Annotated in this window: 18 protein-coding genes and 1 pseudogene; 9 read left to right on the forward strand and 10 right to left on the reverse strand. The window is 73.6% G+C overall.

Going from position 1 to position 26,218, the window contains the following annotated elements:
- The first annotated feature begins 1,038 nt into the window (after positions 1-1,038).
- On the forward strand, positions 1,039-1,578 hold the full coding sequence (locus ABEA87_RS33585) for an inorganic diphosphatase (protein WP_345636537.1): 540 nt from the start codon (positions 1,039-1,041) through the stop codon (positions 1,576-1,578).
- Positions 1,579-1,638: 60 nt separating this feature from the next.
- Here ABEA87_RS33585 and eccD read toward each other — a convergent pair whose 3' ends face one another.
- On the reverse strand, positions 1,639-3,039 hold the full coding sequence (gene eccD, locus ABEA87_RS33590) for a type VII secretion integral membrane protein EccD (RefSeq protein WP_345636539.1): 1,401 nt from the start codon (positions 3,037-3,039) through the stop codon (positions 1,639-1,641).
- 216 nt (positions 3,040-3,255) lie between these two features.
- Here eccD and eccCa point away from each other — a divergent pair, with 216 nt between their 5' ends.
- Complete coding sequence (gene eccCa / locus ABEA87_RS33595; protein WP_345636541.1) at positions 3,256-7,155, forward strand: type VII secretion protein EccCa; 3,900 nt, start codon at positions 3,256-3,258, stop codon at positions 7,153-7,155.
- 18 nt (positions 7,156-7,173) lie between these two features.
- Here eccCa and ABEA87_RS33600 read toward each other — a convergent pair whose 3' ends face one another.
- The 4 genes from ABEA87_RS33600 to ABEA87_RS33615 form a co-directional block, all read right to left on the reverse strand.
- On the reverse strand, positions 7,174-8,364 hold the full coding sequence (locus ABEA87_RS33600) for a MarP family serine protease (RefSeq protein WP_345636543.1): 1,191 nt from the start codon (positions 8,362-8,364) through the stop codon (positions 7,174-7,176).
- A 4-nt stretch (positions 8,365-8,368) separates the two neighbouring features.
- A complete protein-coding gene (locus ABEA87_RS33605) occupies positions 8,369-9,025 on the reverse strand; it encodes an NUDIX hydrolase (protein WP_345636546.1) in 657 nt (218 codons plus the stop codon).
- Between the two features lie 148 nt (positions 9,026-9,173).
- The gene (nth, locus tag ABEA87_RS33610; protein WP_345636547.1) at positions 9,174-9,998 is read right to left on the reverse strand and encodes an endonuclease III; all 825 of its coding nucleotides are present in this window, start codon (positions 9,996-9,998) and stop codon (positions 9,174-9,176) included.
- Between the two features lie 88 nt (positions 9,999-10,086).
- Positions 10,087-10,755 carry an adenosylcobinamide amidohydrolase gene (locus ABEA87_RS33615; protein WP_345636632.1) on the reverse strand — a complete coding sequence of 223 codons (669 nt, stop codon included), beginning with the start codon at positions 10,753-10,755 and terminating at the stop codon, positions 10,087-10,089.
- A gap of 140 nt (positions 10,756-10,895) precedes the next feature.
- Between ABEA87_RS33615 and ABEA87_RS33620 the strand changes: the two genes are divergently transcribed.
- The 7 genes and pseudogenes from ABEA87_RS33620 to ABEA87_RS33650 all read left to right on the forward strand — a co-directional run bounded on the left by ABEA87_RS33620 (position 10,896) and on the right by ABEA87_RS33650 (position 19,960).
- Positions 10,896-11,573: a Crp/Fnr family transcriptional regulator gene (locus ABEA87_RS33620; protein ID WP_203921725.1), complete on the forward strand. Its 678-nt coding sequence runs from the start codon at positions 10,896-10,898 to the stop codon at positions 11,571-11,573.
- A 290-nt stretch (positions 11,574-11,863) separates the two neighbouring features.
- Complete coding sequence (locus tag ABEA87_RS33625; RefSeq protein ID WP_345636550.1) at positions 11,864-12,460, forward strand: TetR/AcrR family transcriptional regulator; 597 nt, start codon at positions 11,864-11,866, stop codon at positions 12,458-12,460.
- A 9-nt stretch (positions 12,461-12,469) separates the two neighbouring features.
- A pseudogene (locus ABEA87_RS33630) lies at positions 12,470-13,261 on the forward strand (TIGR03084 family metal-binding protein); the annotation flags it as partial.
- A 167-nt stretch (positions 13,262-13,428) separates the two neighbouring features.
- Positions 13,429-15,030: an acyclic terpene utilization AtuA family protein gene (locus tag ABEA87_RS33635; RefSeq protein ID WP_425571005.1), complete on the forward strand. Its 1,602-nt coding sequence runs from the start codon at positions 13,429-13,431 to the stop codon at positions 15,028-15,030.
- A gap of 7 nt (positions 15,031-15,037) precedes the next feature.
- Complete coding sequence (locus ABEA87_RS33640) at positions 15,038-16,636, forward strand: acyl-CoA carboxylase subunit beta (protein ID WP_345636554.1); 1,599 nt, start codon at positions 15,038-15,040, stop codon at positions 16,634-16,636.
- Positions 16,637-16,646: 10 nt separating this feature from the next.
- Positions 16,647-18,767 (forward strand): ATP-binding protein, encoded by a 2,121-nt coding sequence (locus ABEA87_RS33645; protein ID WP_345636556.1) that lies wholly within the window; start codon positions 16,647-16,649, stop codon positions 18,765-18,767.
- A gap of 35 nt (positions 18,768-18,802) precedes the next feature.
- The gene (locus tag ABEA87_RS33650) at positions 18,803-19,960 is read left to right on the forward strand and encodes an acyl-CoA dehydrogenase family protein (protein ID WP_345636558.1); all 1,158 of its coding nucleotides are present in this window, start codon (positions 18,803-18,805) and stop codon (positions 19,958-19,960) included.
- Between the two features lie 2 nt (positions 19,961-19,962).
- On the opposite strand, the gene ABEA87_RS33655 is transcribed toward ABEA87_RS33650, so the two are convergent.
- The 5 genes from ABEA87_RS33655 to ABEA87_RS33675 all read right to left on the reverse strand — a co-directional run bounded on the left by ABEA87_RS33655 (position 19,963) and on the right by ABEA87_RS33675 (position 26,214).
- Positions 19,963-20,892: a serine/threonine-protein kinase gene (locus ABEA87_RS33655; RefSeq protein ID WP_345636633.1), complete on the reverse strand. Its 930-nt coding sequence runs from the start codon at positions 20,890-20,892 to the stop codon at positions 19,963-19,965.
- 276 nt (positions 20,893-21,168) lie between these two features.
- Positions 21,169-24,807, reverse strand: coding sequence for an AAA family ATPase (locus ABEA87_RS33660; protein ID WP_345636636.1), 3,639 nt, complete (start codon positions 24,805-24,807; stop codon positions 21,169-21,171).
- Entirely contained in the window at positions 24,804-25,556 is a 753-nt protein-coding gene (locus ABEA87_RS33665) for an MBL fold metallo-hydrolase (protein WP_345636560.1), read from the reverse strand. The genes ABEA87_RS33660 and ABEA87_RS33665 overlap by 4 nt, the downstream gene beginning before the upstream one ends.
- Positions 25,557-25,599: 43 nt before the next feature.
- Entirely contained in the window at positions 25,600-26,055 is a 456-nt protein-coding gene (locus ABEA87_RS33670) for a RidA family protein (RefSeq protein ID WP_345636562.1), read from the reverse strand.
- The gene (locus tag ABEA87_RS33675; protein WP_345636563.1) at positions 26,056-26,214 is read right to left on the reverse strand and encodes a DUF4177 domain-containing protein; all 159 of its coding nucleotides are present in this window, start codon (positions 26,212-26,214) and stop codon (positions 26,056-26,058) included.
- Positions 26,215-26,218: the final 4 nt, after the last annotated feature.

A 26,218-nucleotide genomic window follows, 5' to 3' on the forward strand; every position in this document is an offset into this window, starting at 1 on the left:
TATCCGGGTCTTCCTGCGGAGCCGCGGGCGCCTCATATTCAGTGTCTTTGGCAGTCGGAGGAGCCGCGTCGACCGACGCGGCCGGCGGCTCCGGCGGCGAGTTCTTCTCAGCCGACGGCTCCGGGGCCGACTCTCGGGGCACCTTCCCATCCTCGGGCGGCGCCTTCGCCTCCGCAGACGGCTTGCCGACTCCCTCGGCCCCCGGCTTGCCCCCCACCGACGACTCCGCCGTCTCCACCGACGACTCCACCGCGTCTGCCGGCGACACCGGGGCCGCCGCCGACGATTCCTCCTCCGCCGACGGGTCCGAGACCTTCGCCGGCGGCACCGGAGCCTCCGCGGACGACTCCTGCTCCTGGGAGACCTCCGCCGGTGGGCCCTTCTCCTCCGACGGCGGCCTCTGGGCTTCTGCCGGCGAGGCCTTCGCCTCCGCCGGCGGCACCTCGGCGTCTCCCACGGGAGCCTTCTCCCCCGCGGCCGGCGCCGGCACCGGCACCGTTTCCTCAGGCGCCTCCGAACTCTCAGGTGTCTCGGGGGCCTTAGTCGTCTTGACGATCTTGGGCGCCTCGGGAGTCTTGGGCGTCTCGGGGGCCTTAGTTATCTCGATGGTCTTGGGCGCCTCGGCGCTCTCGGGCGTCTCGGCGGGCTTGGCCGGAGCCGGGACCTCGCTCGCGGGCGATGCCGGAGACGTCCCCGTCTGTGGCTCGGTCGTCATCGATGCGCCCTTGGCGGGGGCCGGGCCGGAGCCGGCAGGTGGGACCGGAGAGGGCGGACCGGGCCGATACGGGGCACCAGGCACGGACGCCCGGCCCGTCTGCACGCTCGGCGTCACCGGCTGCGGTCGGTTGCCGCCGGACTGTTCCTGTTTCGGGGGCTCGGGATTGTCCTCGGTCCCCTGTGGACGCTGCGGCGCACCGCCCTGATCGGCTCCCGAGTGTGAATCCTGCCTCCCCACAGGCCCCCTCCTCATACGCCCGGACGATTTTCGGTCACACTAGTCGCGTCAGTCGCAGCGCGGCGAGTTGAGGAGCGGTGATTATGGATTTCGACGTTACGGTTGAGATCCCCAAGGGGCAACGAAACAAGTACGAGGTTGACCATGCCACTGGGAGGATCCGGCTCGACCGCACGCTTTTCACCTCTACCCAGTACCCGGCCGACTACGGCTTCATCGAGGGAACGCTCGGCGAGGATGGCGATCCGCTGGACGCGCTCGTTCTCGTGCAGGAGCCCACTTTTCCGGGTTGCCTGATTCGGTGCCGTGCTATTGGCATGTTCCGGATGACCGACGAAAAGGGCGGCGACGACAAGGTTCTCTGCGTGCCGGCTTACGATCCCCGGCTGGAGCACCTCCGTGACATTCACCACGTCGCGGAATTCGATCGGCTGGAGATCCAGCACTTCTTCGAGGTCTACAAGGATCTTGAGCCGGGCAAGAGCGTGGAGGGCGCCAGCTGGGTGGGGCGCTCCGACGCCGAGGCCGAGATCCTGCTGTCGCGCGAGCGGCACCACACGGCGATCGCCGACGGCACGTACGTCGACCCGGGCGTCGCCCCGATCGCTCGCCCGATCGAGTAGCCGCCTCTGACTTCCCGGCCGCCCGTGGGATGGCGGCCGGACGGAAGCGGCGACCGACAGTCATCCGGCCAGCCCGCGCACGGCGCCGTAGAGCCCGAGCACCGCGCAGGCCACCGGGATGACCGCAATCACGCAGAGCGCGTCGAGCAGATCGGCCATCCGGCCCAGGTACGGGCCGGGTGGCCGATTGCTGTACCGGAGTCCGGTCACCACGCACAGACACGCCAGCATGAGCCAGCCGGCAAGCACCGGGACCGTGGCGGGCGTGTGCGCCAGCAGAGCGCCGGAAGTACCCGCGCCCGCGACGAGCAGCGGCAGGCGCTGCCGTACCGCCGGAAACAGCCGCGCCCGCACCAGGAACCCGGCGGCCGTCACCGCGACCAGCAGGCGACCGGCCGCACCACCGGAGCCGGCGAGCGGCACGGCCGCGGCGGTGCCGGCGATGGCCGCCCCGATCAGCAGCCCGGTCAGGATCTCGTCGGTGCGCACCACGGCGGCGTGCACCCGGGCCCGGTCGGGCCGCTCGGACTGCCCCGGCGCGAGCACCGGTACCGGCAGGTTGCCCAGCCTGATCGCCAGCAACGGCGCCGCCGCCAGACCGGTGACCAGCGCGGCGAGCACGATCGCGGCGGCTCCGGCGGCCGGCAGCCGGTAGCCGAGCCCGGCGCCCAGCGCCGCGAGCCCGCCGGCGGTGATCGCACCCACGAAGATCCGCAGCCGGTCGCCGACGCCGACCGCGCCGACGACCGCGAGCACCAGCACCGCCACCGAGGCGATCAGCAGATGCGGGGCGTTCACGCGGGACGCCGCGACCAGCGGCGCCTCGAATGGCGACGCCTCCGCGGGCGACCGGTGCGCCCCGGCCGGCGTTGACCCGAGCGATGACAGGCCGCCGACGAACGCGTAGGGAAGGGCACCGGCGGCCAGCACGGCGCCGGCCACCGAGTCGCCGTAGGCGCGCGAGGCAACTATGCCGCCGAGCGTGAGCAGCAGCGCCGCGCCGAGCCCGGCCAGCCCGGGCAGCGCGGCACCGTGCTGCGGGGCACGCACCAGCGCGACGACGCCCAGCAGCAGCGCGACGCCGGCGACGGCCAGGCCGGTCGCCCGGGTCGCCGCGCCGTCCCAGGTCCGCCCGCGGCCGCGGGCGCCGGTCGCGATCGCGTCGACCACGTCGTCATATTCCAGCTCGGGCCAGGGTGCCCGGCCCGGCCCGAGGTAGAGCACGTCCCCGTCGCGTACCCCCTGGGCGGCCAGCCCCGCGCCCACGGACAGCGCCTCGCCGTCGCCGCGTCGCAGCGCCCAGCCACCGTGCGCCTGCCCGTCGTCGGCCAGCCCGACGCCCGCGCGGCGCAGCAACTCCGGCAGCAGCTCCGCGAGCGGCGCGTGTTCGGGCAGCGCGACGTCGATGCGGCGTTGCGGCGCGCGGACAGTCACCTTCGCCAATCCCGTCACGGTCGTCACGGGAACTGAGTACCACAATCACGGGCGGTATGAGGGGCACCCGCGGACGGGGTCACGCTCGGTCGCTCCGCCGCCTACCATGAGCGGCGGCCGGCCTCACCCCGCCGGCGATCGCGCGTCGACCGGCTCCCGCATCGGGCCGCTTCGCACCACCGGTGGCCCGCGACGGCGCTTCGCGCGCACCGGGTGGACGAGCGGTGACTGGGGAGGTTGCTCGTGGCCACTGTCGTGGTGAGGCGCGGGCCGCGCCGGCTGGCGCCGGAGCTGCCGAGCGGCGAACTCGTCATCCAGGCGCCGCCGGAGATCCGCCCGCTGATCGGGTCGCGCTGGGCCCAGCTGCTGACCATCCTGCCGATGCTCACCGGCACGGTCGCGACGGCGATGATGTTCGCCGGCCGGCAGGGCGGCGCGTACTCCTATGTGGTCGGTGGGGTCTTCGGCATCTCCTCGCTGGGCATGCTGGCCACCGGTTTCGGCTCCAGCGGTGGGACGCCGAAGAAGGCCGAGATGATGGCGGCTCGTCGGGAGTACCTGCGCCACCTGGCCGGCCTGCGCCTGCGGGTGCGGGACAACGCCGGCCGGCAGCGCGACGCGCTGCACTACCGCCACCCGCATCCGGACGTCCTGTGGTCCACCGTGGACAGTTACCGGCTGTGGGAGCGGCGGCCCGGCGACGGTGACTTCGCGGTGGCGCGGGTGGGCATCGGGCCGCAAACTCTGGCCACCCCGCTGGTCGCGCCGGTGACCGCGCCGCTGGAGGAGCTGGAGCCGATGACGGCGGCCGCGCTGCGCCGGTTCCTCGACGCGTACGCGGTGGTGCCCGACCTGCCGGTCGCGGTCGCGGTGTCCGGCTTCGCCCGGCTCTATGTGCACGCGGCGGCCGACGACGAGCCGTGGGACGCGCGACCGTGGCAGGCGGCGGACGCCCCCGCCCCGGCGCGGCGGACCGAGGACCGGGTCCGGGACCTGGTGCGCGCGATGCTCGCCCAGCTCGCGGTCTTCAACGCCCCCGCCGATCTGCTGATAGCGGTGTGCGCGGGCCACGACCGCCGGCCCGAGTGGGAGTACCTCAAGTGGTTGCCGCACGCACTGCACCCGACCCGTACCGACCGGCTCGGCCCGGTGCGGCTGGTCGCCGGCTCCGGCCCCGAGCTGGAGCGGCTGCTCGACGATGTAATCGCCAACCGGCCCCGGTTCGGTCCGGGCAATCCGAACGGCGGGCCGCAGGTCGTCATCGTCGTCGACGGCGGCGACCTGTCCGGCTGCGAGCACCTGACCATCGACGGCGGGGTGGCCGGCGTGGCCCTCATCGAGGTCGACGGCGCCCCGCCCCGGTTGCTCGATCGGGGCACGATCGGCCTGACCGTCGGCGCGGACGGCGCGCTGTTCAGCGACACCATCGACGAGCGCGGCCGGGTCGGCGTCGCCGACCGGATGGACCTGCCGACCGCGCAGGCGCTGGCCCGTCAACTCGCGCCGCTGCGCCTGGCCGCGGCGGCGCGCGCCGGCGACGGTACCGGTCCGACCGACACCGGCCTGGCCGAACTGCTGGGCATCGGCGATCCGGACGACTTCGCCGCGGCGGTCGGCTGGGCGCCGCGGCCCGGGCGCGACCGGCTGCGGGTGCCGATCGGGGTCGACGGCGGCGGGCACCCGGTGGAGCTGGACCTCAAGGAGTCGGCCCAGGACGGCATGGGCCCGCACGGGCTGCTCATCGGCGCCACCGGCTCGGGCAAGTCGGAGCTGCTGCGCACCATCGTGCTCGGGCTCGCCGCGACGCACGATTCGGAGGCCCTCAACTTCGTGCTCATCGACTTCAAGGGCGGCGCCACCTTCGCGACGCTGGACCGGTTGCCGCACACCGCCGCGGTCATCACCAACCTGCGCGACCAGCTGCCGCTGGTGGATCGGATGACCGACGCCCTCAACGGTGAATTGCAGCGCCGCCAGGAGCTACTCAAGCGCTCGGGTAACTTCGCCAGCCTGCGCGACTACGAGCGGGCCCGTCCCGGTACCGGGCTGGCCGCGCTGCCGGTGCTGCTGGTGATCTGCGACGAGTTCTCCGAGCTGCTGTTCGCGAAGCCGGACTTCATCGAGACCTTCGTCCAGATAGGACGGTTGGGTCGGTCGCTGGGCGTGCACCTGCTGCTGGCCAGCCAGCGCCTGGAGGAGGGGCGGCTGCGCGGCCTGGAGACCCACCTGTCGTACCGGATCGGGCTGCGCACCTTCTCCGCCATGGAGTCCCGCTCGGTACTGGGCGTACCCGACGCGTACGAGCTCCCCCGCAGCCCGGGTCACGGCTTCCTGCGGTACGCGACCGAGCCGCTGCAACGGTTCCGGGCAGCGTACGTCTCCGGCCCGTACCTGCGGCCCGGCCCGGCACCGGACGCCACCGGCATCCTCGACTACACCTCGCGGCTGGTGCCCGCGCCGGCCCGCCCGGCACCCGACGTCGAGGCGGAGTCCGATCCCGGCCACGGGGCCCCGGCGAGCCTGCTCGACCTCCTGGTCGACCGGCTGGCCGGCGCCGGCGCGACGGCCCACCAGGTCTGGCTGCCGCCGCTGGATCGCCCGGCCCCGATCGAGGAGCTGATCGGGCCGCTGGTCACCGAGGCGCCGGTCGGCCTGACCACCGCCAACCCGCAGCTGCGCGACGCCCTGATGGTGCCGGTGGCGTTGGTCGACAAGCCGTTCGAGCAGCGCCGCGATCTGCTCTGGCTGACCCTGTCCGGCTCGGGCGGCCACGTGGCGATCGTCGGCGGCCCGCGCAGCGGCAAGTCCAGCCTGCTGTCGACCGTCGTGTGTGGACTCGCGCTGACCCACACTCCGCAACGGGCCCAGATCTACTGCCTGGACTTCGGCGGCGGGGTGCTGGCCGGGCTCCGGAAACTGCCGCACGTCGGCGGGGTCGCCGGCCGGCTGGAGCCGGACGCCGTGCGGCGCACCGTCGGCGAGGTGGCCGGCCTGCTCACCGAGCGGGAGCGCGGCGGCGCGGAACCGGCGGCCGGGCGGGCCGAGGTGTTCCTGGTGATCGACGGCTGGGCCACCATCCGGGGCGAGTACGACGACCTCGAGGCCGCCATCACCGACCTGGCCACCCGGGGCCTGTCGTACGGGATCCACGTGCTCGCCGCGGGCTCCCGGTGGATGGACTTCCGGCCGGCCATCCGGGACCTGTTCGGCTCCCGGCTGGAGTTGCGGCTCGGCGACCCGGCCGACTCGCTGATCTCCCGCAGGGCCGCCGGGAACGTGCCGGAGGACGCCCCCGGGCGGGGCCTGACCTCGGACGGGTTCCACTTCCTCACCGCCGCGCCGCCGCCGGACGGCCTGATCGAGTCCATCGCGGCCGGGTGGACCGGGCCCAAGGCGCCGCCGGTGCGGCTGCTGCCCACCCTGGTCGGGTACGACGACGTCGCGGTCTCCGGCGAGGTGGCGATCGGGATCGCGCAGTCCGACCTGCGCCCGGTCTGCCTGGACCTGGCCACCGAGCCGCACTTCCTGCTGTTCGGCGACGCGGAGAGCGGCAAGTCCTCGTTCCTGCGCGCGCTGGCCACCTCGATCACCCGCCGGTACCCGCCGGAGGCGGCCCGGATCATCCTCGTCGACTACCGGCGCAGCCTGCTCGGCGCGGTCGCCTCCGACCACCTCATCGGGTACGCCACCGGGGCGGCGCAGACCGCCGAGCTGGTCGAGTCGGTCGCCGGGTACATGGCGGGCCGGCTGCCCGGGCCCGACCTGACCCCGCAGCAACTGCGCGAGCGCTCCTGGTGGAGCGGGCCGGACTGCTACCTGCTCGTCGACGACTACGACCTGGTGGCGGCCGGCCCGAGCAACCCGCTGCATCCGCTGCTGGAATACCTGGCCCAGGCCCGGGACATCGGCCTGCATCTGGTGCTGGCCAGGCGTACGGGTGGCGCGGGCCGATCGCTGTACGAACCGGTCATCCAGCGCCTGCGCGAGCTGTCCACGCCGGGGTTGGTGCTGTCCGGCGACCGGGAGGAGGGCGCGCTGCTCGGCACGGTACGGCCCGGGCCGCTTCCGCCGGGTCGAGGCTGGCTGGTCACCCGGCGCGAGGGCGTACGGCTGATCCAGCTCGGGTACCTGCCGCCGGTGTAATCGCCTCCGAGCGGCGGCTCAGCCGTCGGTGCAGGCGCCCGTGTCGGCCTCCGCGGTGGCGTTGCGCCCGGCCGCGACGATCGGGGCGGCCTCGGCCGCGCTGAGCGCGAACCCGGTCTGCTGATCGTCCGCCGCCGCCGCGAACACCACCCCGAGTACCGCGCCGGACGGATCGATCAGGGGGCCACCGGAGTTGCCGCTGCGGACCAGGCCGCGAATCGTGTAAATGTCCCGGGTGACCGTCATGGCGTTGTAGATGTCCGGGCCCCGGATCGGGCCGTCGTCCCGGACCCTCGCCGCCTGGGCGTCGTACGGCCCGTCCAGCGGGTACCCGAGCACGATGGCGTCATCGCCGCTGTCCGCCGGCGAGGAGGCGAAGTTCATCACCGGCGCGACCAGCCCCGGGACGTAGAGCACGGCCAGGTCGCGCTCGGGGTCGTACTCGACCACCCGGGCGGCCTGCAGGTCGCCCTCCTGATCGACTGAGACCGACCGGGTGCCGGCCACCACGTGCGCGTTGGTCAGCACGTGCTCCGGCGCGTACACGAATCCGGAGCCCTCGATGCGCCGCGAGCAGGACGGCGCCGCGCCGAGGATCTTGACGACCGACCGCTCGGAGCGGGTCACCACCGACGCGTTGTCGAGCGCCTGGTCGGGCGCGGGAACCTGGCGGACCCGCGTCGGGTCGAGTTCGCCGAAGACGTCCGGGAAGTCGTTGGTGTCCACCGTGCTGCGCAGCGCGTCGGACAGCGACTGGGCGCTGTCCGGCATCACCGAGTTGATGCCGTGCAGGATCGCGCTGTTGCGGACCGACCGGGCCAGCCCCGGCAGCGCCGAGGAGCCCAGCGGTGCGGCGACCAGCCAGGCCACCAGCAGCACCGCGACCACCGAGACCAGCGACCCGCCCAGGTCGTCCAGGGTCTGGCCGGTCCGGTTGTGGATCGACGCGCGCAGCCGGCTGCCCAACCAGCCGGCGAGCGCCTGGCCGGCGATGGCGATGCCGAAGATGGTCAACAGGGAGATGAACACCCGAGCCAGGTCGGCCTGGACGAATCCGGCGAGCCACGGGCCGAGCTGCAGGCCCAGGGCCGCGCCGCCGAAGAAGCCGACAAAGGACAGCAGACCAACGAAGAAACCCTGGCGGTAGCCGTTCACGGCAAAGACGATCACCAAGATGACCAGGATGACGTCGACCAGGCTGCCTTGCACGGACCTAGGGTACGGGCCGGTCACCAGAGATCGGTAACTCCACGGTCTCGGCGCGCCCCAACCAGGGCCGCGACCAGCCGCCCATCTCCAGCAGCGCGGAGAGTATCCCGGCGGTGAAGCCCCAGACGAGCATGCCGTGTACCCGGAAGGCCGGCCCGAGGTGGCCGCTGGAGTGGCGTACCCGCACCCGGTTGGCCGGGTCCACCAACTCGGCGACCGGGACCCGGGTCACCCGGGCGACCTCGGCGGCCTGCCTGGCGTGTACCCGATGGGGCGCCTCCCACCAGCCCAGCACCGGCGTGACCAGGAACCGGCTCACCGGGATCCAGAGCGGGGGCAGCGTGGCGAGCACCCGTACCGTGGCCGGATCGAGGCCGACCTCCTCCCGCGCCTCGCGCAGGGCGGTCGCGGTCGGGTCGGCGTCGCCGGGGTCGGCGGCCCCGCCCGGAAAGGCCGGCTGCCCGGCGTGGTGGCGCATGTCCGCGGCCCGCTCCAGGAGCAGCACGTCCGGGCCGTGCGGGGCATCCTCGCCGAACAGCACCAGTACGGCGCCGGGCCGGCCGCCGGAGGCCGGCGTGGGCATCGACCGGAACTGGTGCGCGTCGGCGTCCCGGACCTGGCGCAGCAGCGGCTGCCACCACGCCGGCAACGCGTCGCTCATCCGGCCCGACCACCTCCGGCGGGCCGAGGCCCGAGCGGTCCACGCGCGGACCGAGGCCCGGACCCGGCCCAACCGCCCGCGGCGAGCCGACCGCCGAGCCCGCCCGGCACGGACCGGGGCCCGGGGCCGGCGAGTGGTCGGGTCCGCCTCACGGCGTGTCGTCCTTGCCGGCGGCGGCCCGGGCCGTCGCGGTGGCGGTGTTCGCGGCCGGCGCCGGCACCCCGGCCAACTCCGCCAGCTCGGCCGCCCGGGGGCCCTTGAGCAGCTTCGCCGCCTCGGCCGGATCGGTCGGCCCGCTGCCGTAGGACGGGCAGAGCCGCGCCAGGGTGCACGCGCCGCAGGCCGGCTTGCGGGCGTGGCAGACCCGCCGGCCGTGGAAGATGATCCGGTGCGACAGCATCGTCCAGTCGCGCCGCTCGATGAGCTTGCTGACCGCGGTCTCGATCTTGACGGGGTCGGTCTCCTCGGTCCACTCCCAGCGATGCACCAGCCGTTGGAAGTGGGTGTCGACGGTGAGGCCCGGGACGTCGAAGGCGTTGCCGAGGATCACGTTGGCCGTCTTGCGCCCGATGCCCGGCAGGCTCACCAGGTCGGCCATCCGGCCGGGCACCTCGCCGTCGTACCGCTCGAGCAGGGCCTGGCCCAGCTTCATCAGGGCGTCCGCCTTGTTGCGGTAGAACCCGGTCGGCCGGACGATCTCCTCCATCTCGGTGCGGTCGGCGGCGGCGTAGTCGGCGGCGGTCGGATACCTCGCGAACAGCTTCGGCGTCACCTGGTTGACGCCCTTGTCGGTGGACTGGGCGGACAGGATCGTCGCGACGGCCAACTCCAACGCGTTGCGGTGGTCGAGCTCACAGTGCGCGTCGGGGTGCGCCTCGGTCAGCAGCCTGGCCATCCGGCGGGCCCGGCGCTTGCGGGCTAGATCGGTCTCGTCCGCGGTCACGCTGGGAAGCCTACGTCGACCGCCCGACAATCACGGCCGGCCGGTCAGGACGGGTCGCCCCCGCCGACCGCGCGACCAGGCCGCAGAGCCCTCGATCAGACCGCGGAGCCCTATTTCTTCAGGCCGCGGAGCCCTTCGACCACGCCGAGGGCTCCGCCAGCCAGGCGCGTGCGCCGTCCAGGACGGCACCGTACGACGCGCGGGCCAGCCGGGCGCCCCAGACCGAGCGGGGACCGCCGTAGGGTTCGGCGGTGCCGTCCGCCGGGCAGGCCACGCAGACGGCGTCGGTGCAGGTACCGGTCGCCTCGATGCCGGCCCGCCAGATCGCCTGCGCCTTGGCCTCGGTGACCGTGGCGACCGCGTTCACCAGCGCGCCCGGGGACAACCGCACCGGTACCCAGGCCACGATGTTGACCGTGCCGACCGGCGGCCGGGGGCGGACCGGTGGCGTGGGCCCGGGCGCCTCGACCTCCGGGGCGGCTGCCCAGCAGGGCAGCCCGAGCCCCACGGTGGCGGTCACCGATACCCCGCCATCGGACGCGTCGACCATCCGGTTCACGTCCAGCCCGGTCAGCAGGCCGACTCCGGGCGCCGTACCCAGGCCGAGTCCGGTCGCGACCTCGGTGAGATGTACGTCCGGATCGTCGCGGTCGTACCGCATGGGCACCGTCGCGTTCACTATCCAGTGCCGAGTCCCGATCCCGCCGCCCAGCGACCCGCTCGAGATCATGAGCGCCGGAGGATCGAAGCGCCACACCAGAACCGGAAGATCGGCGCCGGCCTCCATTCTGCTGGCTCGCGACGGCTTCACCTCGACATCGTCGCGCCGCCTGTGGACACTGATCTTCCCGGGGTGGACGCCCTGGTTGGCGTGGCGTGTGCCTAGACTGGCCTGGCGCGGGTCACGCGCGAGCGGAGGTGTGCGGGATGGATGAGGTGCTGGCTCGGAGTGGGATCTTCCAGGGCGTGGACCCCGAAGCCGCGGAATCACTCGCCAAGGAGATGGACACCATTGAGGCCCGCAAGGGCGAGGTGATCTTCAACGAGGGTGAGCCGGGTGACAGCCTCTACATCGTGCTGTCCGGGAAGATCAAGCTGGGCCGGCGGGCCGCCGATGGCCGGCAGAATCTGGTCGCGATCATGGGCCCCTCGGACATGATGGGCGAGTTGTCGCTGTTCGACCCCGGTCCGCGGACCGCCACGGCCACCGCCGTCACCGACGCGCGGGTAGCCCGGCTCCGCAAGCAGGCGCTGCGCCCATGGCTGACCAACCGGCCCGAGATCGCCGAGCAGCTGCTGCGGGTGCTGGCCCGCCGGCTGCGCCGGACCAACGACTCGCTGGCCGACCTGATCTTCACGGACGTGCCGGGCCGGGTCGCCAAGAACCTGCTGCAGATGGCCGGCCGGTTCGGCACCCGGGACGGCGGCGTGCTGCGGGTCACTCACGACCTCACCCAGGAGGAGCTGGCCCAGCTGGTCGGCGCGTCCCGGGAGACGGTCAACAAGGCCCTGGCCGACTTCGCGTCCCGCGGCTGGCTACGCCTGGATGGCAAGAGTGTGATCATCCTCGACCCCGAGCGATTGGCTCGGCGGGCCCGCGTCTGATCTTGCTCCACCCGGACGGCCTCCTCGGTGGTCGTTCCCGTGTGCCGCGAAGCGCGCCTTATTTCCCCTTTGTCGCGATCTTCGGCGGGCCGCCCAGCGATGGGCCCCCGCCCCCGCACGAGGTCGGTCGGGGGACCAATCGCGACCGGTCATCGGGCGGCGCCAGCTGGCGGCCCGGTGGCCGCCTCTCACCCTCGGGCAACGACCGCCCACCGATCAATGGCCGCCCTTTGTCGACCCAAAAACATGCAGGCTTGACTGTTTGTTTCCGGCCCGGGCACCCTTACGACGTGCTGAACCGCACTCCTCAGCAGGAGCGCAGCCGGGCCACCCAACTCCGGCTGCTCGAGGCCACCGTCGACTGCCTGGTCGAATTCGGCTGGTCGGGGACGACGACCACGCTCATCGCCGGCAAGGCCGGGGTGTCCCGCGGCGCCCAGCTGCACCACTACCCGACCAAGGCCGCCCTGGTCCTGGCCGCCGTCGAGCACCTCGCCCAGCGGCGCGGCGAGGAGATCCGGGCCGAGGCCGCGGGCCTGCCGCCCGGCCGCGTCGACCGGGTCATCGACCTGCTGGCCGGCGCGTTCACCGGCCCGCTGTATGTCGCCGCGCTGGAAGTCTGGGTCGCCGGGCGCACCGAGCCGGAGCTGCGCGACGCGCTGGTGCCGCTGGAGGCCCGGGTCGGCCGGGACCTGTACCGGCTGGCCGTGGACCTGCTCGGCGCCGACGACAGCCGGCCACCGGTACGCGAGGCGGTGCACGCGACCCTCGATCTGCTGCGCGGCCTCGGCGTGGCCAACCTGCTCACCGACGACTCCGCCCGCCGGCGGACCATCCTCGCCACCTGGACCCGTCACCTCGCCGAAGTTCTCGCTCCGACCCCCTGAGGAGTACCCGTGGTTGATCTCGCCGAAATCCTCGTCGACCTGCACGCCGAGTCCGCCGACCTGGACGGGGTGGTGGCCGGGCTACCCGACGACGATTGGCGACGACCGACTCCGGCGGCGGGTTGGACGATCTCCCATCAGATCGCGCACCTGACCTGGACCGACCGGGTCGCCGTACGGTCGGCGACCGACCCCGAAGGCTTCGCCGAGGTGGCCGCCTCGGCCCTGGCTGACCCGGACGGGTTCGCCGATCGGGCCGCCGACGACGGCCTCGCCGAGCCCTCCGACCTGCTGTCCCGCTGGCGGAGCAGCCGCGCCGACCTGGCCGCCGCGCTCGCCGCCGCTCCGGCCGGGGCCAGGCTGCCCTGGTTCGGTATTGAGATGTCCCCGGCGTCGATGGCCACCGCCCGGATCATGGAGACCTGGGCGCACGGCGAGGACGTCGCGCTGGCGTGCGACGAGGTCCGGCTGCCGACCCGGCGACTGCGACACGTCGCCTGGCTGGGCTGGCGGACGCTGGGGTACGGGTTCCTGGCGCACGGCCGGCCCGCGCCCACCTCGCCGGTCTATGTGGAGCTGCAGGCCCCCGACGGCGGCGTGTGGGCGTTCGGGCCGCCGGACGCCACGAACCGGGTGACCGGGCCGGCGATCGATTTCTGCCTCCTGGTCACCCAGCGCCGGCACCGGGCCGACCTGCTGTTGGAGGCGAACGGCCCGGTCGCCGACGAGTGGCTGGACGTGGCACAGGCGTTCGCCGGCCCGCCGGGCGACGGCCGTCCCCCTCGGTCCGCGCAGGCGACCGGCGCCCGCCCGGCCAAGGCGGCACGCTCGGGCGATAGCCCGCCGGCACCGGTCGGCGCCGGGGCTCCGCCGGGGGACACACCGACCCCCGGGGCGGAGGTCCGCCCGTGATCCGCATCGGCAACGCATCCGGCTTCTATGGCGACCGGTTCAGCGCGTTCCAGGAGATGCTGACCGGTGGTGAGCTGGACGTGCTGACCGGCGACTACCTGGCCGAGCTGACCATGCTGATCCTCGGCCGCGACCGCGCCCGCGATTCGTCCCTCGGATACGCCCGGACCTTCCTGAGCCAGATGCGCGCCTGCCTCGGCGAGGCGCTCGATCGTGGCGTCACGATCGTGGTGAACGCCGGCGGCCTCAACCCCGCCGGTTTGGCCGCCGCTCTCACCGAACTGGCCGGTACCCTCGGCCGTCCGGCCTCGATCGGCTACGTGACCGGGGACGCGCTCGATCGCCCCGGCGCGCTGGCCGCCAACGCGTACCTGGGTGCATTCGGCATCGCCGAGTGCCTGCGCGGCGGAGCGAACATCGTGGTGACCGGGCGCGTGACGGACGCCTCGCTGGTGGTCGGGCCGGCGATCGCCCGGTACGGCTGGGAGCGCACCGACTTCGACCGGCTGGCCGGCGCGACCGTGGCCGGGCACATCCTGGAGTGTGGTACCCAGGCCACCGGCGGCAACTTCGCGTTCTTCACCGAGCTGGCCGATCCGCTCCACCCGGGCTTCCCGATCGCGGAGATCGAGCAGGACGGCTCCTGCGTGATCACCAAACACCGGGGCACCGGGGGCGCGGTCACCGTCGAGACGGTCACCGCCCAGCTGCTGTACGAGATCGATTCGCCCGACTACCTCGGTCCGGACGTGGTGACCCGCTTCGACAGCATCCGGCTCACCGGAACCGGGCCGGACCGGGTGTCGGTGGGCGGCGTGCGTGGCGGGCCGCCGCCGGAGACGCTCAAGGTTGGCGTCAGCAGCCTGGGCGGCTTCCGCAACTCGATGACGTTCGTGCTCACCGGGCTGGACATCGACGCCAAGGCGGCGCTGGTGCGGGATCAGCTGACCGAGGCGGTCGGGCCGGACGGGCTGGAGTTCGACCTCGCCCGCACCGACCACGCCGACCCGGAGACCACCGAGACGGCCAGCGCGTTGCTGCACGTACACCTGCGCGACGGCGACCCCAAGCGGGCCGGGCGCGCCTTCTCGCAGGCCGTGGTGGAGCTGGCGCTCGGCTCGTACCCGGGCTGCACCCTGACCACACCGCCCGGCGATGCCGTGCCGTACGGGGTGTTCGCCACCGAGTTGGTGGCGCAGCGGTCCGTCGAGCACACGGCGGTGCTGCCGGACGGAGGCCGGGTGCCGATCGCGGCGCCCCCGGTCATGGCGACCCCGCCGGCGCGCCTGTCCGATCCGGGCGCGCGGCCCAGACCAACGAACAAGACCACCCTGCGGGTGCCGTTCGGCACCGTGTTCGGCGCGCGCTCCGGTGACAAGGGCGGCGACGCCAACGTCGGTGTGTGGGCACGCAACGACAGCCGGTACGAGTGGCTGCGGGAGTTCCTGACCGCCGATCGGATCCGGGAACTGCTGCCGGAGACCGCCAACCTGCCCATCGACCGGTATGAACTGCCCAATCTGCGGGCGGTCAACCTGGTGATTCGTGGCCTGCTCGGGCCCGGGGTGGCGGGCTCCACCCGGTTCGACCCGCAGGCCAAGGCGCTCGGCGAATGGCTGCGCGCCCGGCTCGTCGACATTCCGGAGGGCACCCGTTGAGGCCACCATGCCGATCCTGAAGACCGCCGTCGATGCACACTCACAGTCCTATTTAAACAACCGAGCCGCGATGCTGGAGCGGCTGGCCGAACTGGACGAGGCGCTGGCCGCGGCGCGGGGCGGCGGCGGGGAGCGTTATGTGCGCAGGCACCGTTCCCGTGGCAAATTGCTGCCCCGGGAGCGCATCGAGCTGCTGCTCGACCGGGACGGCCCGTTCCTCGAACTGTGCCCGGTGGCCGCCTGGGGCTCGGACTACCCGACCGGCGCCAGTACGGTCGGCGGCATCGGGTCGGTCGAGGGCGTGGACTGCATGATCGTCGCCACCGATCCGACGGTGCGCGGCGGCGCGGTCAACCCGTACGCACTGAAGAAATCCCAGCGGCTGAGCCGGATCGCGGCCCAGAACCGGCTTCCGTTGGTCAACCTGGTCGAGTCCGGCGGCGCCGACCTGCCGTCCCAGTCGGAGATCTTCATCCCGGGCGGCGCGGTCTTCCGCGACCTGACCCAGGCCAGTGCCGACAGCCGACCCACGGTCGCGGTCGTGTTCGGCAACGCGACGGCCGGCGGCGCCTACATCCCCGGCATGTCCGACTACACGATCTTCGTGCGCGACCAGGCGAAGGTGTTCCTGGCCGGCCCGCCGCTGGTGCAGATGGCCACCGGCGAGCGTACGGACGACGAGTCGCTGGGCGGGGCGCAGATGCACGCGACCCGCTCGGGACTGGCGGACTTCCTGGCCGAGGACGAGCGGGACGCGATCCGGCTGGCCCGGTCGGTGGTGCGCAGGCTCAACTGGCGACGCCGGGGCGCCGAGCCCCGGGAGATGGTCGCCCCGCCGCGGTACGACCCGGAGGATCTGCTCGGCGTGCCCAGCGCCGACCAGCGGGTGCCGTACGACCCTCGGGAGATCCTGGCCCGGATCCTCGACGGTTCGGAGTTCGACGAGTTCAAGCCGGGCTACGGTACGGCGCTGGTGACCGGCTGGGGCGAGCTGTGCGGGTACCCGATCGGGGTGCTGGCCAACGCCCGGGGCGTGCTGTTCTCCGAGGAGTCGCAGAAGGCGGCGCAGTTCATCCAGCTGGCCAACGCGAGCGACACCCCGCTGCTGTTCCTGCAGAACACCACCGGGTACATGGTGGGCTCCAGCTACGAGCAGGGCGGCATCATCAAGCACGGCAGCCTGATGATCAATGCGGTGGCCAACTCGGCGGTGCCGCACCTGACCCTCAACATCGGCGCGAGCTACGGCGCCGGAAACTATGGGATGTGCGGCCGGGCCTTCGATCCGCGCTTCCTGTTCAGCTGGCCCAACGCGCGGTCGGCGGTGATGGGCGCCGCGCAGCTGGCCGGCACGCTGGAGATCGTCGCCCGGCAGGCCGCCGCGGCGCGGGGACAGGAGTTCGACGAGGACTCGGCCACGGTGGTGCGGCTCGGGGTCGAGCAGCAGATCGACCGGGAGTCGGCGGCGCTGTTCCTGTCCGGCAAGCTCTACGACGACGGGGTCATCGATCCGCGGGACACCCGTACCGTACTGGGCCTCGCCCTGTCCGCCATCCACAGTGGACCCGTCGCGGGCAGCGCCGGCTTCGGCGTGTTCCGGATGTAGTGGAGGATGCATGACTTCCCGTGAACGGCACATCCGGAGGCTGCTGGTGGCCAACCGGGGCGAGATCGCTCGCCGGGTGTTCGCCACCTGCCGCACGATGGGCATCGAGACGGTCGCCGTGTACTCCGACCCGGATGCCGACGCGCCACACGTGACCGAGGCGGATCGCGCCATACGCCTGCCCGGCGACACGGCCACCGCCACCTACCTGCGCGCCGACCTCATCGTCGACGCGGCCCGGCGCGCGGGTGCCGACGCGGTGCACCCCGGGTACGGCTTCCTGTCGGAGAACGCGCGCTTCGCTGAACAGGTCATCGACGCGGGGCTCACCTGGGTCGGGCCGCCGCCGAAGGCGATCGCGGCGATGGGTTCGAAGCTGGAGGCTAAGCGGCTGCTTACCGGGGCCGGCGTGCCGATGCTCCACTCCACTGTGGACCCGTCGGAGGTCGCCGAGTTTCCGGTACTGGTCAAGGCATCCTCGGGCGGCGGCGGGCGGGGCATGCGGATTGTGCGCGACCGCGGGGAACTCGCCGGCGCGGTGGACGCCGCACGGCGCGAGGCGGCGGCGGCCTTCGGCGACGGTACGGTCTTCTGCGAGCGCTACGTCGAGGCCGCCCGGCACATCGAGGTGCAGGTGTTCGCCGACTCCCACGGCAACGTGCTGGCGCTGGGCGAACGCGAATGCTCGATCCAGCGACGGCACCAGAAGATCATCGAGGAGGCGCCGTCCCCAGCCGTCGGCCCGGGGCTTCGGTCCGCGCTGTACGAGGCGGCGACCGGTGCCGCCCGGACCGTCGGGTACCTCGGCGCCGGTACCGTGGAGTTCCTGCTCGCCCCGTCGGGCGAGTTCTACTTCCTGGAGATGAACACCCGGCTGCAGGTCGAGCACCCGGTCACCGAGGCCGTACTGGGCCTGGACCTGGTCCGGTGGCAGTTACTGGTCGCCGAGGGGGCGCCGCTGCCGCTGTCCGATCCGCCCGCGCCGCGCGGACACGCCGTGGAGGCGCGGATCTACGCCGAGGACCCCTCGCGCGATTGGCGGCCGTCCACCGGCACCCTGCACCGGTTCGAGGTACCCGCGACATCGGGATCGTTCCGGGCCTCGGAGCGGGCGGGGCTGCGGCTGGACTCGGGCGTGCGGGACGGCTGCGAGGTGTCGGTGCACTACGACCCGATGCTCGCCAAGCTCATCGCCTGGGCACCGGCGCGCACCGAGGCCGTCCGGCTGCTCGCCACCGCGCTGGCCGGCGCCCGCATCCACGGCGTGACCACCAACCGTGACCTGCTGGTACGGGTGCTGCGCGAGCCGGAGTTCCACGACGGCGGCACGGACACCGGGTTCCTCGACCGGCACCTGGGCGCCCTGGTGCCGTTGGTGTCCACCGTGGACGATGTGCGGCTGCCCTGCCTTGCGGCGGCACTGGCCAGCGCGGCCGGGCGCCGGCAGACCGCGGGCCGGTCCGCCGCACTGCCGTCGGGCTGGCGCAACGTGCCGTCCGCACCGCAGGTGATCGGGTACGACGGGCCGGCCGGACCGGTCGAGGTGAGCTACCGGCTGGATCGGCGGGGCGGGCTGGCCGGCTGGTCGGTACGCCCGGTCGACCGGCACCGGGCCGGCATCCCCGACTCCCTGGCTACCGACCCGGCCACCGCGAAACCGGCCGCCACGGAGTCAGCCACCACGGAGTCAGCCATCACCGAACCGGCGACCACCCAACCGGCCGCGGCCGGGAATGCCGGCCCGGTACGGCTGGTGCGGGCCGAGCCGGATCGGGTGGCGCTGGAGGTGGCCGGGGTGCTGACCGAATTCACCGTGCACCGGGTCGGCGATGTGTCCTATGTAGATGGACCCGACGGGTCCGTCGCGCTCACCGAGCTGCCCCGGTTCCCGCTGCCCGAGCCGGCCCTGGCCGAGGGTTCGCTGACCGCGCCGCTGCCCGGGGCGGTCGGCAGGGTACTGGTCGAGCCCGGCCAGCCGGTCGAGCCCGGCGCCCTGCTGCTCACCATCGAGGCGATGAAGCTGGAGCACCAGGTGTGCGCGCCCGGCGCCGGCGTGGTGGCCGAGCTGTTGGTCAGCGCTGGCGCCCAGGTCGACACCGGCACCGTGCTGGCCGTCATCACCCCGCGATAGCCGCCATCTGTTCGACTGACAACGGAAGGCACCCCATGGACTTCACGGAAACGCCCGAGCGGCGGCAGCTACGCGACGCCGTCGGCGCGCTCGGCCGCAAGTACGGCCACGGATACTTCGTCGCGAAGGCCAAGGCCGGCGAGCACACCACCGAGCTGTGGGCCGAGGCCGGCAGGCTCGGCTACCTCGGGGTCAGCGTCCCCGACGAGTTCGGCGGCGGTGGCGGCGGCATCACCGAACTCGCCATCGTCTGCGAGGAGCTGGCCGCGGCCGGCTGCCCGCTGCTGCTGCTGGTCGTCTCGCCGGCCATCGCCGCCACGGTCATCGCCAAGCACGGCAACGCCGCGCAGCGCGCCGAACTGCTGCCCGGCTTCGCCGACGGTTCGCTCACCGTGGCCTTCGCCATCACCGAGCCGGAGGCCGGCTCCAACTCGCACCGGCTGGCCACCGTGGCCCGGCGCGACGGCGACGACTGGCTGATCAGTGGCCGGAAGTGCTTCATCTCCGGCGTCGACCAGGCCGACCGCATCCTGGTGGTGGCCAGGACCACCGACGCCGCCACGGGGCGGCTCAAGCCGGCCCTGTTCCTGTTGCCGGTCGACGCGCCCGGCCTGACCAAGTCCAAACTGGACATGGAGATCCTGTCTCCGGAGAACCAGTGGCTGCTGTACCTGGACGACGTCCGGGTGCCGGCCGGCGCGCTGATCGGCGACGAGGACGCCGGGCTGCCCGCGCTGTTCTCCGGGCTCAACCCGGAGCGCATCACGGTCGCCGCGATGAGCGCCGGCACCGCCCGGTACGCGCTGTCCCGTGCGGCCGGCTACACGTCCACCCGCGCGGTCTGGGGCCGGACGATCGGCTCACACCAGGGCGTCGCGCACCCGCTGGCCCACGCGCAGATCCAGGTGGAGCTCGCCCGGCTGATGATTGCCAAGGCTGCCTCGCTGTACGACGCCGGCATGGACCTGGAGGCCGGCACCGCGGCCAACATGGCGAAGTACGCCAGCGCCGAGGCCGCCGCCCTCGCCGTGGACACGGCGATCCAGGTACACGGCGGGAACGGCATGACCACCGAGTACGGGGTGGCCACGTTGCTCGGCGCGGTACGGGCGGGGCGGATCGCACCGGTGTCCCGGGAGATGATCCTCAACTTCGTCGCCCAGCACGTACTGGGCCAGGAAAAGTCCTACTAGTTCTAGTTCTTGCTCAGCGGACGCAGGGGTACCGTCGCGTCCGGCCCAGGTACCGGCGGGGCCGGGGCGGCGCCCGGCCGGCGCGGCGCGGACTGTCGGGGCGACGGGGCCTGCCGGGACGGTGCGGACTGCCGGGGCGCGTTCGGCGGCGGGCCGGCCGACCCGTTCGGGAACAACGACAGCTCGGCGAGCAGCTCGCACAGCCCGGCGGCGCTCGGCCGGTCGTCCGGATCGTTGGCCATGCCGCGGCGCAGGACATCGGTCAGCTCCACCGGAACGTCCGGCACGTCCGGGATGCGCCGGTCGAACAGCTCCAGGATGGTCAGCAGACTCGGGTTGCGCTCGTTCGACCAGCGCGGCGGCAGGCCGCACATGAGCGTGTAGAGGGTGGCACACAGCGAGTAGACGTCGGCCGCCGGCGAGGGATCGCACGGCTGCCGGAACATCTCGCGCGGCGCGTACGCCGGGGTGAGCACGTCGAGCACGGTCGACACGTCGCGCGTCTCGGTCAGCACGGCGAGCCCGAAGTCGGCCAGGGTCGGCTCGCCGAACTCGGTAATCAGGATGTTGGCCGGCTTGACGTCACGGTGCAGCACGCCCACCTTGTGCGCGTCGGCCAGGGCATCGGCGATCTTCACGCCGACATCGCGCGCCTCCGCGGCGGTCAGCGGGCGCTCCCGCAACAGGTCCGCGTACGACCCGGCGCACAGCTCCATCACCAGGTACGGATGGTTGTCGGCGGTGACCCCGGCGTCGAACAGGTCGACCACGAAGGGGTGGCTGGACATCCGCCCCGCCGCCCTGGCCTCCCGCAGGAACCGGTGCCGGTCGGGCTCGCTCTCCAGCGCACGATTCTCAATCTTGACGGCGACGTCTCGGCCGACCGATATCTGCACGGCCCGGTACACCGTCGAGTACCCACCCCGCGCCATCACCTCCAGCCCCGTCAGCCCGGGAACGGTTGGGGGCACCGGCAACGCGGGATCATCCACAGGTACAAAAATAACTCCCCTGCGGTAGCTACCGGTGCCGCGTACTGATCAAGTGACCAAAAGGGCCGGGCCGGCAGGCGGACCGGCCGGCACGCATGATCCGCACGGCCATGGCGCGCGACGCGGCGCCCCGGCACGGTTGCCGCCGGAGGATCGGCTGATGCCCTGGTCGCCACGGGAGAAGCGCGCCGCCCGGCCCCCGCGCGAGCGAGTCGCCTACGCGGACGCGGTCGACGGCTCGCTGGCCGCGGGCTGCGCGGGCAGCGGAGTCAGCGACGCGAGTAGCTGCTCGCTCGCCGCCCGCTCACCCGTCTGCGACGACGAGTGCGAGACGTCCACCGCCTCGGCCGCCACCGCACGAGCCTCCTCGCACGCGCCCGCGGCGGCCAGCGTCGCGGCCAGCTCACGCAGCGCGATCACCCGGCTGCGGATGTCTTCGCCCGGCATTCCCGCCGCCCGGCGCGCCTGCCTCAGCGCCGCCGGCAGGTCGCCGACCGCGCGCAGCGCCGCCGCGTGCATAGCGACCCCCTGACGACGGGAGAACAACAGCGCCGGCTCGTCCGGAATGCTGGCCACCGGTTCGAGCTGGCGCAGCGCGGCGCGGGCGTCGCCCGCCGCCAGCCGGGCCGCGCCGAGCAGTACCCGGGGCCCGACCTGCGCCGGTTCGAACACGTTGTGCGGCTCGACCACCGCCAGCACGGCGAGGGCGTCGGCCTCGGCACCGGCCGGGTCGCCACGCTCCAGGCTGACGAAGCCCCGGATGGTGCGGGCCATCCCGATCAGCAGCGGGTGCGCGGTCCGCTCGCTGTACGCGAGGGCGTCGGTGAGCAGGTCGTACGCGTGATCCCACGAACCCAGCCCACGGGCGATGACGCCGCGTACCACCAGGGCGAAGCCCCGCCCCCAGTCGTCGGAGGCCGCCGCGAAGTCCCGGTACGCCCGGCGGGCACCGCGGTCCGCCTCGGCCAGGTCGCCCAGCTCGGCGGACGCGAACGCCTCGACCGCGCGCAGCGTGCCGACCGCCCACTGCTCGCCGACCCGCTCCCCGAACGGCAGGAACGCCCTGGCCAGCCGGCGCGCCTCCACCAGGCGCCCGGCCAGCATCCGGGTGAACGCGGTGGTGCCGCGCAGCCAGGCCCGCCCGACCGGGTCGCCCTGCTCGGCGAACAGCCGCACCGCCCGGCCCAGGGCCGCGTTGGTGGCGGCGAAGTCGCCCCGGGTGGTCGTCACCCAGGCCAGATTCTGCAGTGACCACGCCTGGCTGCGCCGGTCGTGCGTGCCCAACGCGATCTCGTACGCGCCGCCGAACCGGTCGCCGGCCTGCGCCAGCCGGCCGGCGAGGAAGTCCGCCATGCCCAGCCTGCGCAGCGCCTCGGCCGCGGCCGGTGCGAGCCCGGCGCCGTTGGCCGCCTCGAGCGCCTCCAGCAGGGTCGCGTAGGACCGGTCGATCTCTCCCAGCAGCCGGTACGCGCGGCCGGCCACCAGCAGCGCGCCGACCCTGGACGCCTCGTCGCCGGCGTTGGCGCTGAGCTTCTCGGCGCAGCCGAGGGCGTCGGTCGCCCGTCCGAGCGCCAGCAGCGCCCTGGCGTGCACCAACCGGTCGGCCGGGGGCAGCCCCTCGCCGGCCAGCGCACCGGCCCGCTCCGCGTACTTGACGGCCTGCGCCGGCTCGCCGGCCACCACCGCGCGGCGCGCGGACCGGCCCAGGGCCGCCACTCCGAGCGGGGCCACCGTCCGGGCGTCCGCCTCGGTCCGCAGCCCGACCGCGTCGGCCACGGTGCTTGCCCGCTCCACGTGCTCGGCCACGAACGCGTCGCGCGCCTCGGCCGACATCCCGGCCGGCCCGTCCCCCGACGCCGCCCAGCGGGCGAGGCTGGCGTGCCGGTCGGCGAGGTCCGCCTTGCCGATGCCGGCGTACGCGGCCTCGCGCATCAGTGGCGTGGCGAACGCGTACCCGCTGCGCAGCCGGCGCAGCATCCGCCGCTGGAGAAGTTCCTCGATGGCCCGCTCCAGCTCCACCGCCGCGACCTCGGCCGGGCGCACGTCGCGTCCGGTACGGCTCTCCCGCAGTGCGGCGAGCGCCCCCGCCGGTACCGTGTCGCCGACCACCGCCGCGTCGCGCAGCACCGAACGGGGGTCCGGGGGCAGCGCGTCGATGCGGGCCGCCAGGACGGCGGCCAGGTCACGGGAGAGCAGCCGGCCGCCGAGCGACCCGGCGGCCAGTCGCCACCCGGTCGCCCCGCCCGCCGCGTTGACACTGGCAGTGGCGGTGCCGGCGATAATGGCGGCGCCAGCGATGCCGGGCGGTGAGCCCGCCGGCCGGGCCCGGGACAGCCCGCCGCGCTCCAGCAGCAGGGTGACCAGCTCGGCGAGGTAGAACGGATTGCCCTGGGCGGTGGCCAGCAGCCGATCCTCGTCCGGCTGGGGCAGCCGGCCGCCCTCCAGGTACGCCCCCAGCAACCGGCTCGCGTCGGCGCCGCGCAGCGGCGGCAGCGTGCTCACCTCGGCGTCCGCGAGCCGGGTCAGCACGCCCGCCGGGCGCACCAGCTCGGGCCGGCCGAGCAGCAGCACCAGCACCGGGCCCGTCAGCCGGGACAGGGTCGCGCCCAGCGCGTCGACCGTCTCCGGGGTGGCGTCGTGCAGGTCGTCGACGACCATGACCAGCGGGTTTTCCCGGGCCAGCGCGCTGAACAGATCCGCGACGGTGGCCGGGATCGCCTCCACGTCCGTGCCCTCCCGGCCCGCGGCGGACGGCCCGGTGACGTCGGCGGCGTCGCCATACCCGAGCAGGGTCAGCAGCAGTTCGTTGGAGGGGCTCTGCAGGTCCGGCGCGATCCGGGCCAGCCGCTGGCCGAGCCGGCGCAGCCGCTCCTCGATCACCGGGCGGGCGGCGTCCTCGGACAGCTCGGGTGGCAGGCCGATCGCGACCCGTACCAGGTCCGCCAGCGGTGCGAGCCGGCGCAGCTCGCCGTACGCGGCGCAGTGCACGCTCAGCACCCGGGGCGGTACCGCCTCATTCCGCGCGACCTGCCGCTCCACCTCGGCCGCGAACCGGGTCTTGCCCAGCCCCGCCTCGCCGGTGAAGACGAGCAGCCTCGGCTCCCCCCGGTCGATCACCTCGGCCAGCCGGCTGGACACCCGGGCCAGCTCGGTCTCCCGGCCCACGAACGGCGCCTCGTCGCCGAGCCCCGACCGGGTGCCCGGCGCGTCCAGCAGGCCGAGCAGTTCGTACGCCTCGACGGGCTGCCGCTTGCCCTTCAGCCGCAGCGGGCGCAGGTGCCGCCAGGACGCCACCTGCCGGCTGCTCGCGATGGTGCGCTCGCCGGCGTACACGGTGCCGATGGCGGCCGCGTCGGCCAGCCGGGCGGCGGTGTTGACCGCGTCGCCGATGACCGTGTATTCGAGGCCGGCCTGGACCCCGGCGACCACCTCGCCGGTGTTGAGCCCGACCCGCAGGCCCAGCGGCGCGCCGCCGCCCCGCTCGTGGTCGAGCACCCGGCGCACGGCGCGCTGCATGGACAGCGCCGCCCGTACCGCCCGTTCGGCGTCGTCCTCGTGCGCGACCGGCGCCCCGAAGACCGCCATGATCCCGTCGCCGGTCAGCTTGTCGACGTGCCCGCCGAACGTCTTGACCGCGCCGGCCAGCGCCGCGAGCACCCGGTCGGTGACCGCGCCGACCCGCTCCGGGTCGACATCCTCCGCCCAGGCGGTGAAATCGGACAGGTCACCGAAGAGCACAGTGACGATCCGCCGCTCGGCCGCCGGCAGGGTCGCGGCAGCCGGCAGTGCGGCGCCGCAGTGGTGGCAGAACCGGGCGCCGGGTATGGCGACTGTTCCACACACCGGGCAGGTCACGAAGTGTCCCAACGCACATCCGTGGCCGAAGATTCCACCCCGAGGTACTCCAATTGCGCCCGGACCGACCACTGGGCGTACGGCCACAGGGATCGGTCCACGTCGGCGTAGACGCTCTCGACGACCTCCCGAACGGTGGTCGCGCCCGCCTCCACCGCCCGCCTGACCTGCTCCAACCGCTGCCTGCGGTGCTCCAGGTAATACCGCGCCGCCCCGGCGCAGTCGGTCAGGGCGGGCCCGTGGCCGGGCAGCACCGGGATGGCACCGAGCCCTTCGAGCAGTTCCAGGCTGCGCAGGTAGTCGCCCAGGTTGCCGTCCGGATGGGCCACCACGGTGGTACCCCGGCCGAGGATCGTGTCCCCGGTCAGCACCGCGCGCTGATCGTCCAGATCAACCAGAAAGCACGCGGAATCACCGGTGTGCCCGGGCGTCCCGATCCGTCGCACGCCCGGCGACTCGTCCATGACCGCGGCGCCGGTCAGCTCGATCAGCCGGTCCAGCCCCGCCACGTGGTCGGCGTGACCGTGGGTCAGCAGGATGCCGGCGACCGGGCCGTGCTCCGCCAGCGAGCGCAGGTGCCCCTCGTCGAGCGGGCCCGGGTCGACGACCACGCACGAACTCACTCCGGCCGGCCGGATTACCCAGGTGTTGGTGCCCTCGAGGGTCATCGGGCCCGGGTTGGGTGCGCGGACCAGCGTCGCCCAGGTAGGGAGCTGGTCCGCCACCCCGACCACGGGTTCGCCTGCCATGGCTGTGATGGTACGGCGCCGTGCGACTCGCGCGAGCGGGCCTTCAGGCGACCTCGACGATCGCCTCGACCTCGACCGGCGCGTTGAGCGGCAGCTCGGCCACGCCGATGGCGCTGCGGGCGTGGTGGCCCGCCTCGCCGAAGACGGCACCGAACAGCTCGGACGCCCCGTTGATCACCTGGGGCTGCCCGACGAAGCCCTCGGCCGACGCGACAAACCCGACAACCTTGACCACCTTGACCACATTCTCCAGGCCGACCAGGGCGTCGACTGCGGCCAGCACGTTGAGCGCGCATCGCTGCGCCAGGTCCTTGGCCTGCTCCGGGGAGACCCCGGCACCGACCTTGCCGGTCGCCAGCAGCTTCCCACTCACGGACGGGAGCTGGCCCGAGACGTAGACGTGCTTGCCCGTCTGCACCGCCGGCACGTACGCCGCGGCCGGCGGGGCCACCGACGGCAGTTCGAGACCGAGTTCGGCGATCTTCGCGTACGGGTCCACTCAGGCCTCCTTCGGCCGCTTCAGGTAGGCCACCAACTGCTCCGGGTTCGGGCCCGGCACCACGGAAACCAACTCCCAGCCGTCGGCGCCCCAGTTGTCGAGGATCTGCTTGGTGGCGTGTACCAGCAACGGTACGGTCGCGTACTCCCATTTCTGCATGGAG

Origin of the sequence: Rugosimonospora acidiphila, from assembly GCF_039543385.1 — a bacterium.
GTDB classification, from domain to species: Bacteria; Actinomycetota; Actinomycetes; order Mycobacteriales; family Micromonosporaceae; genus Rugosimonospora; species Rugosimonospora acidiphila.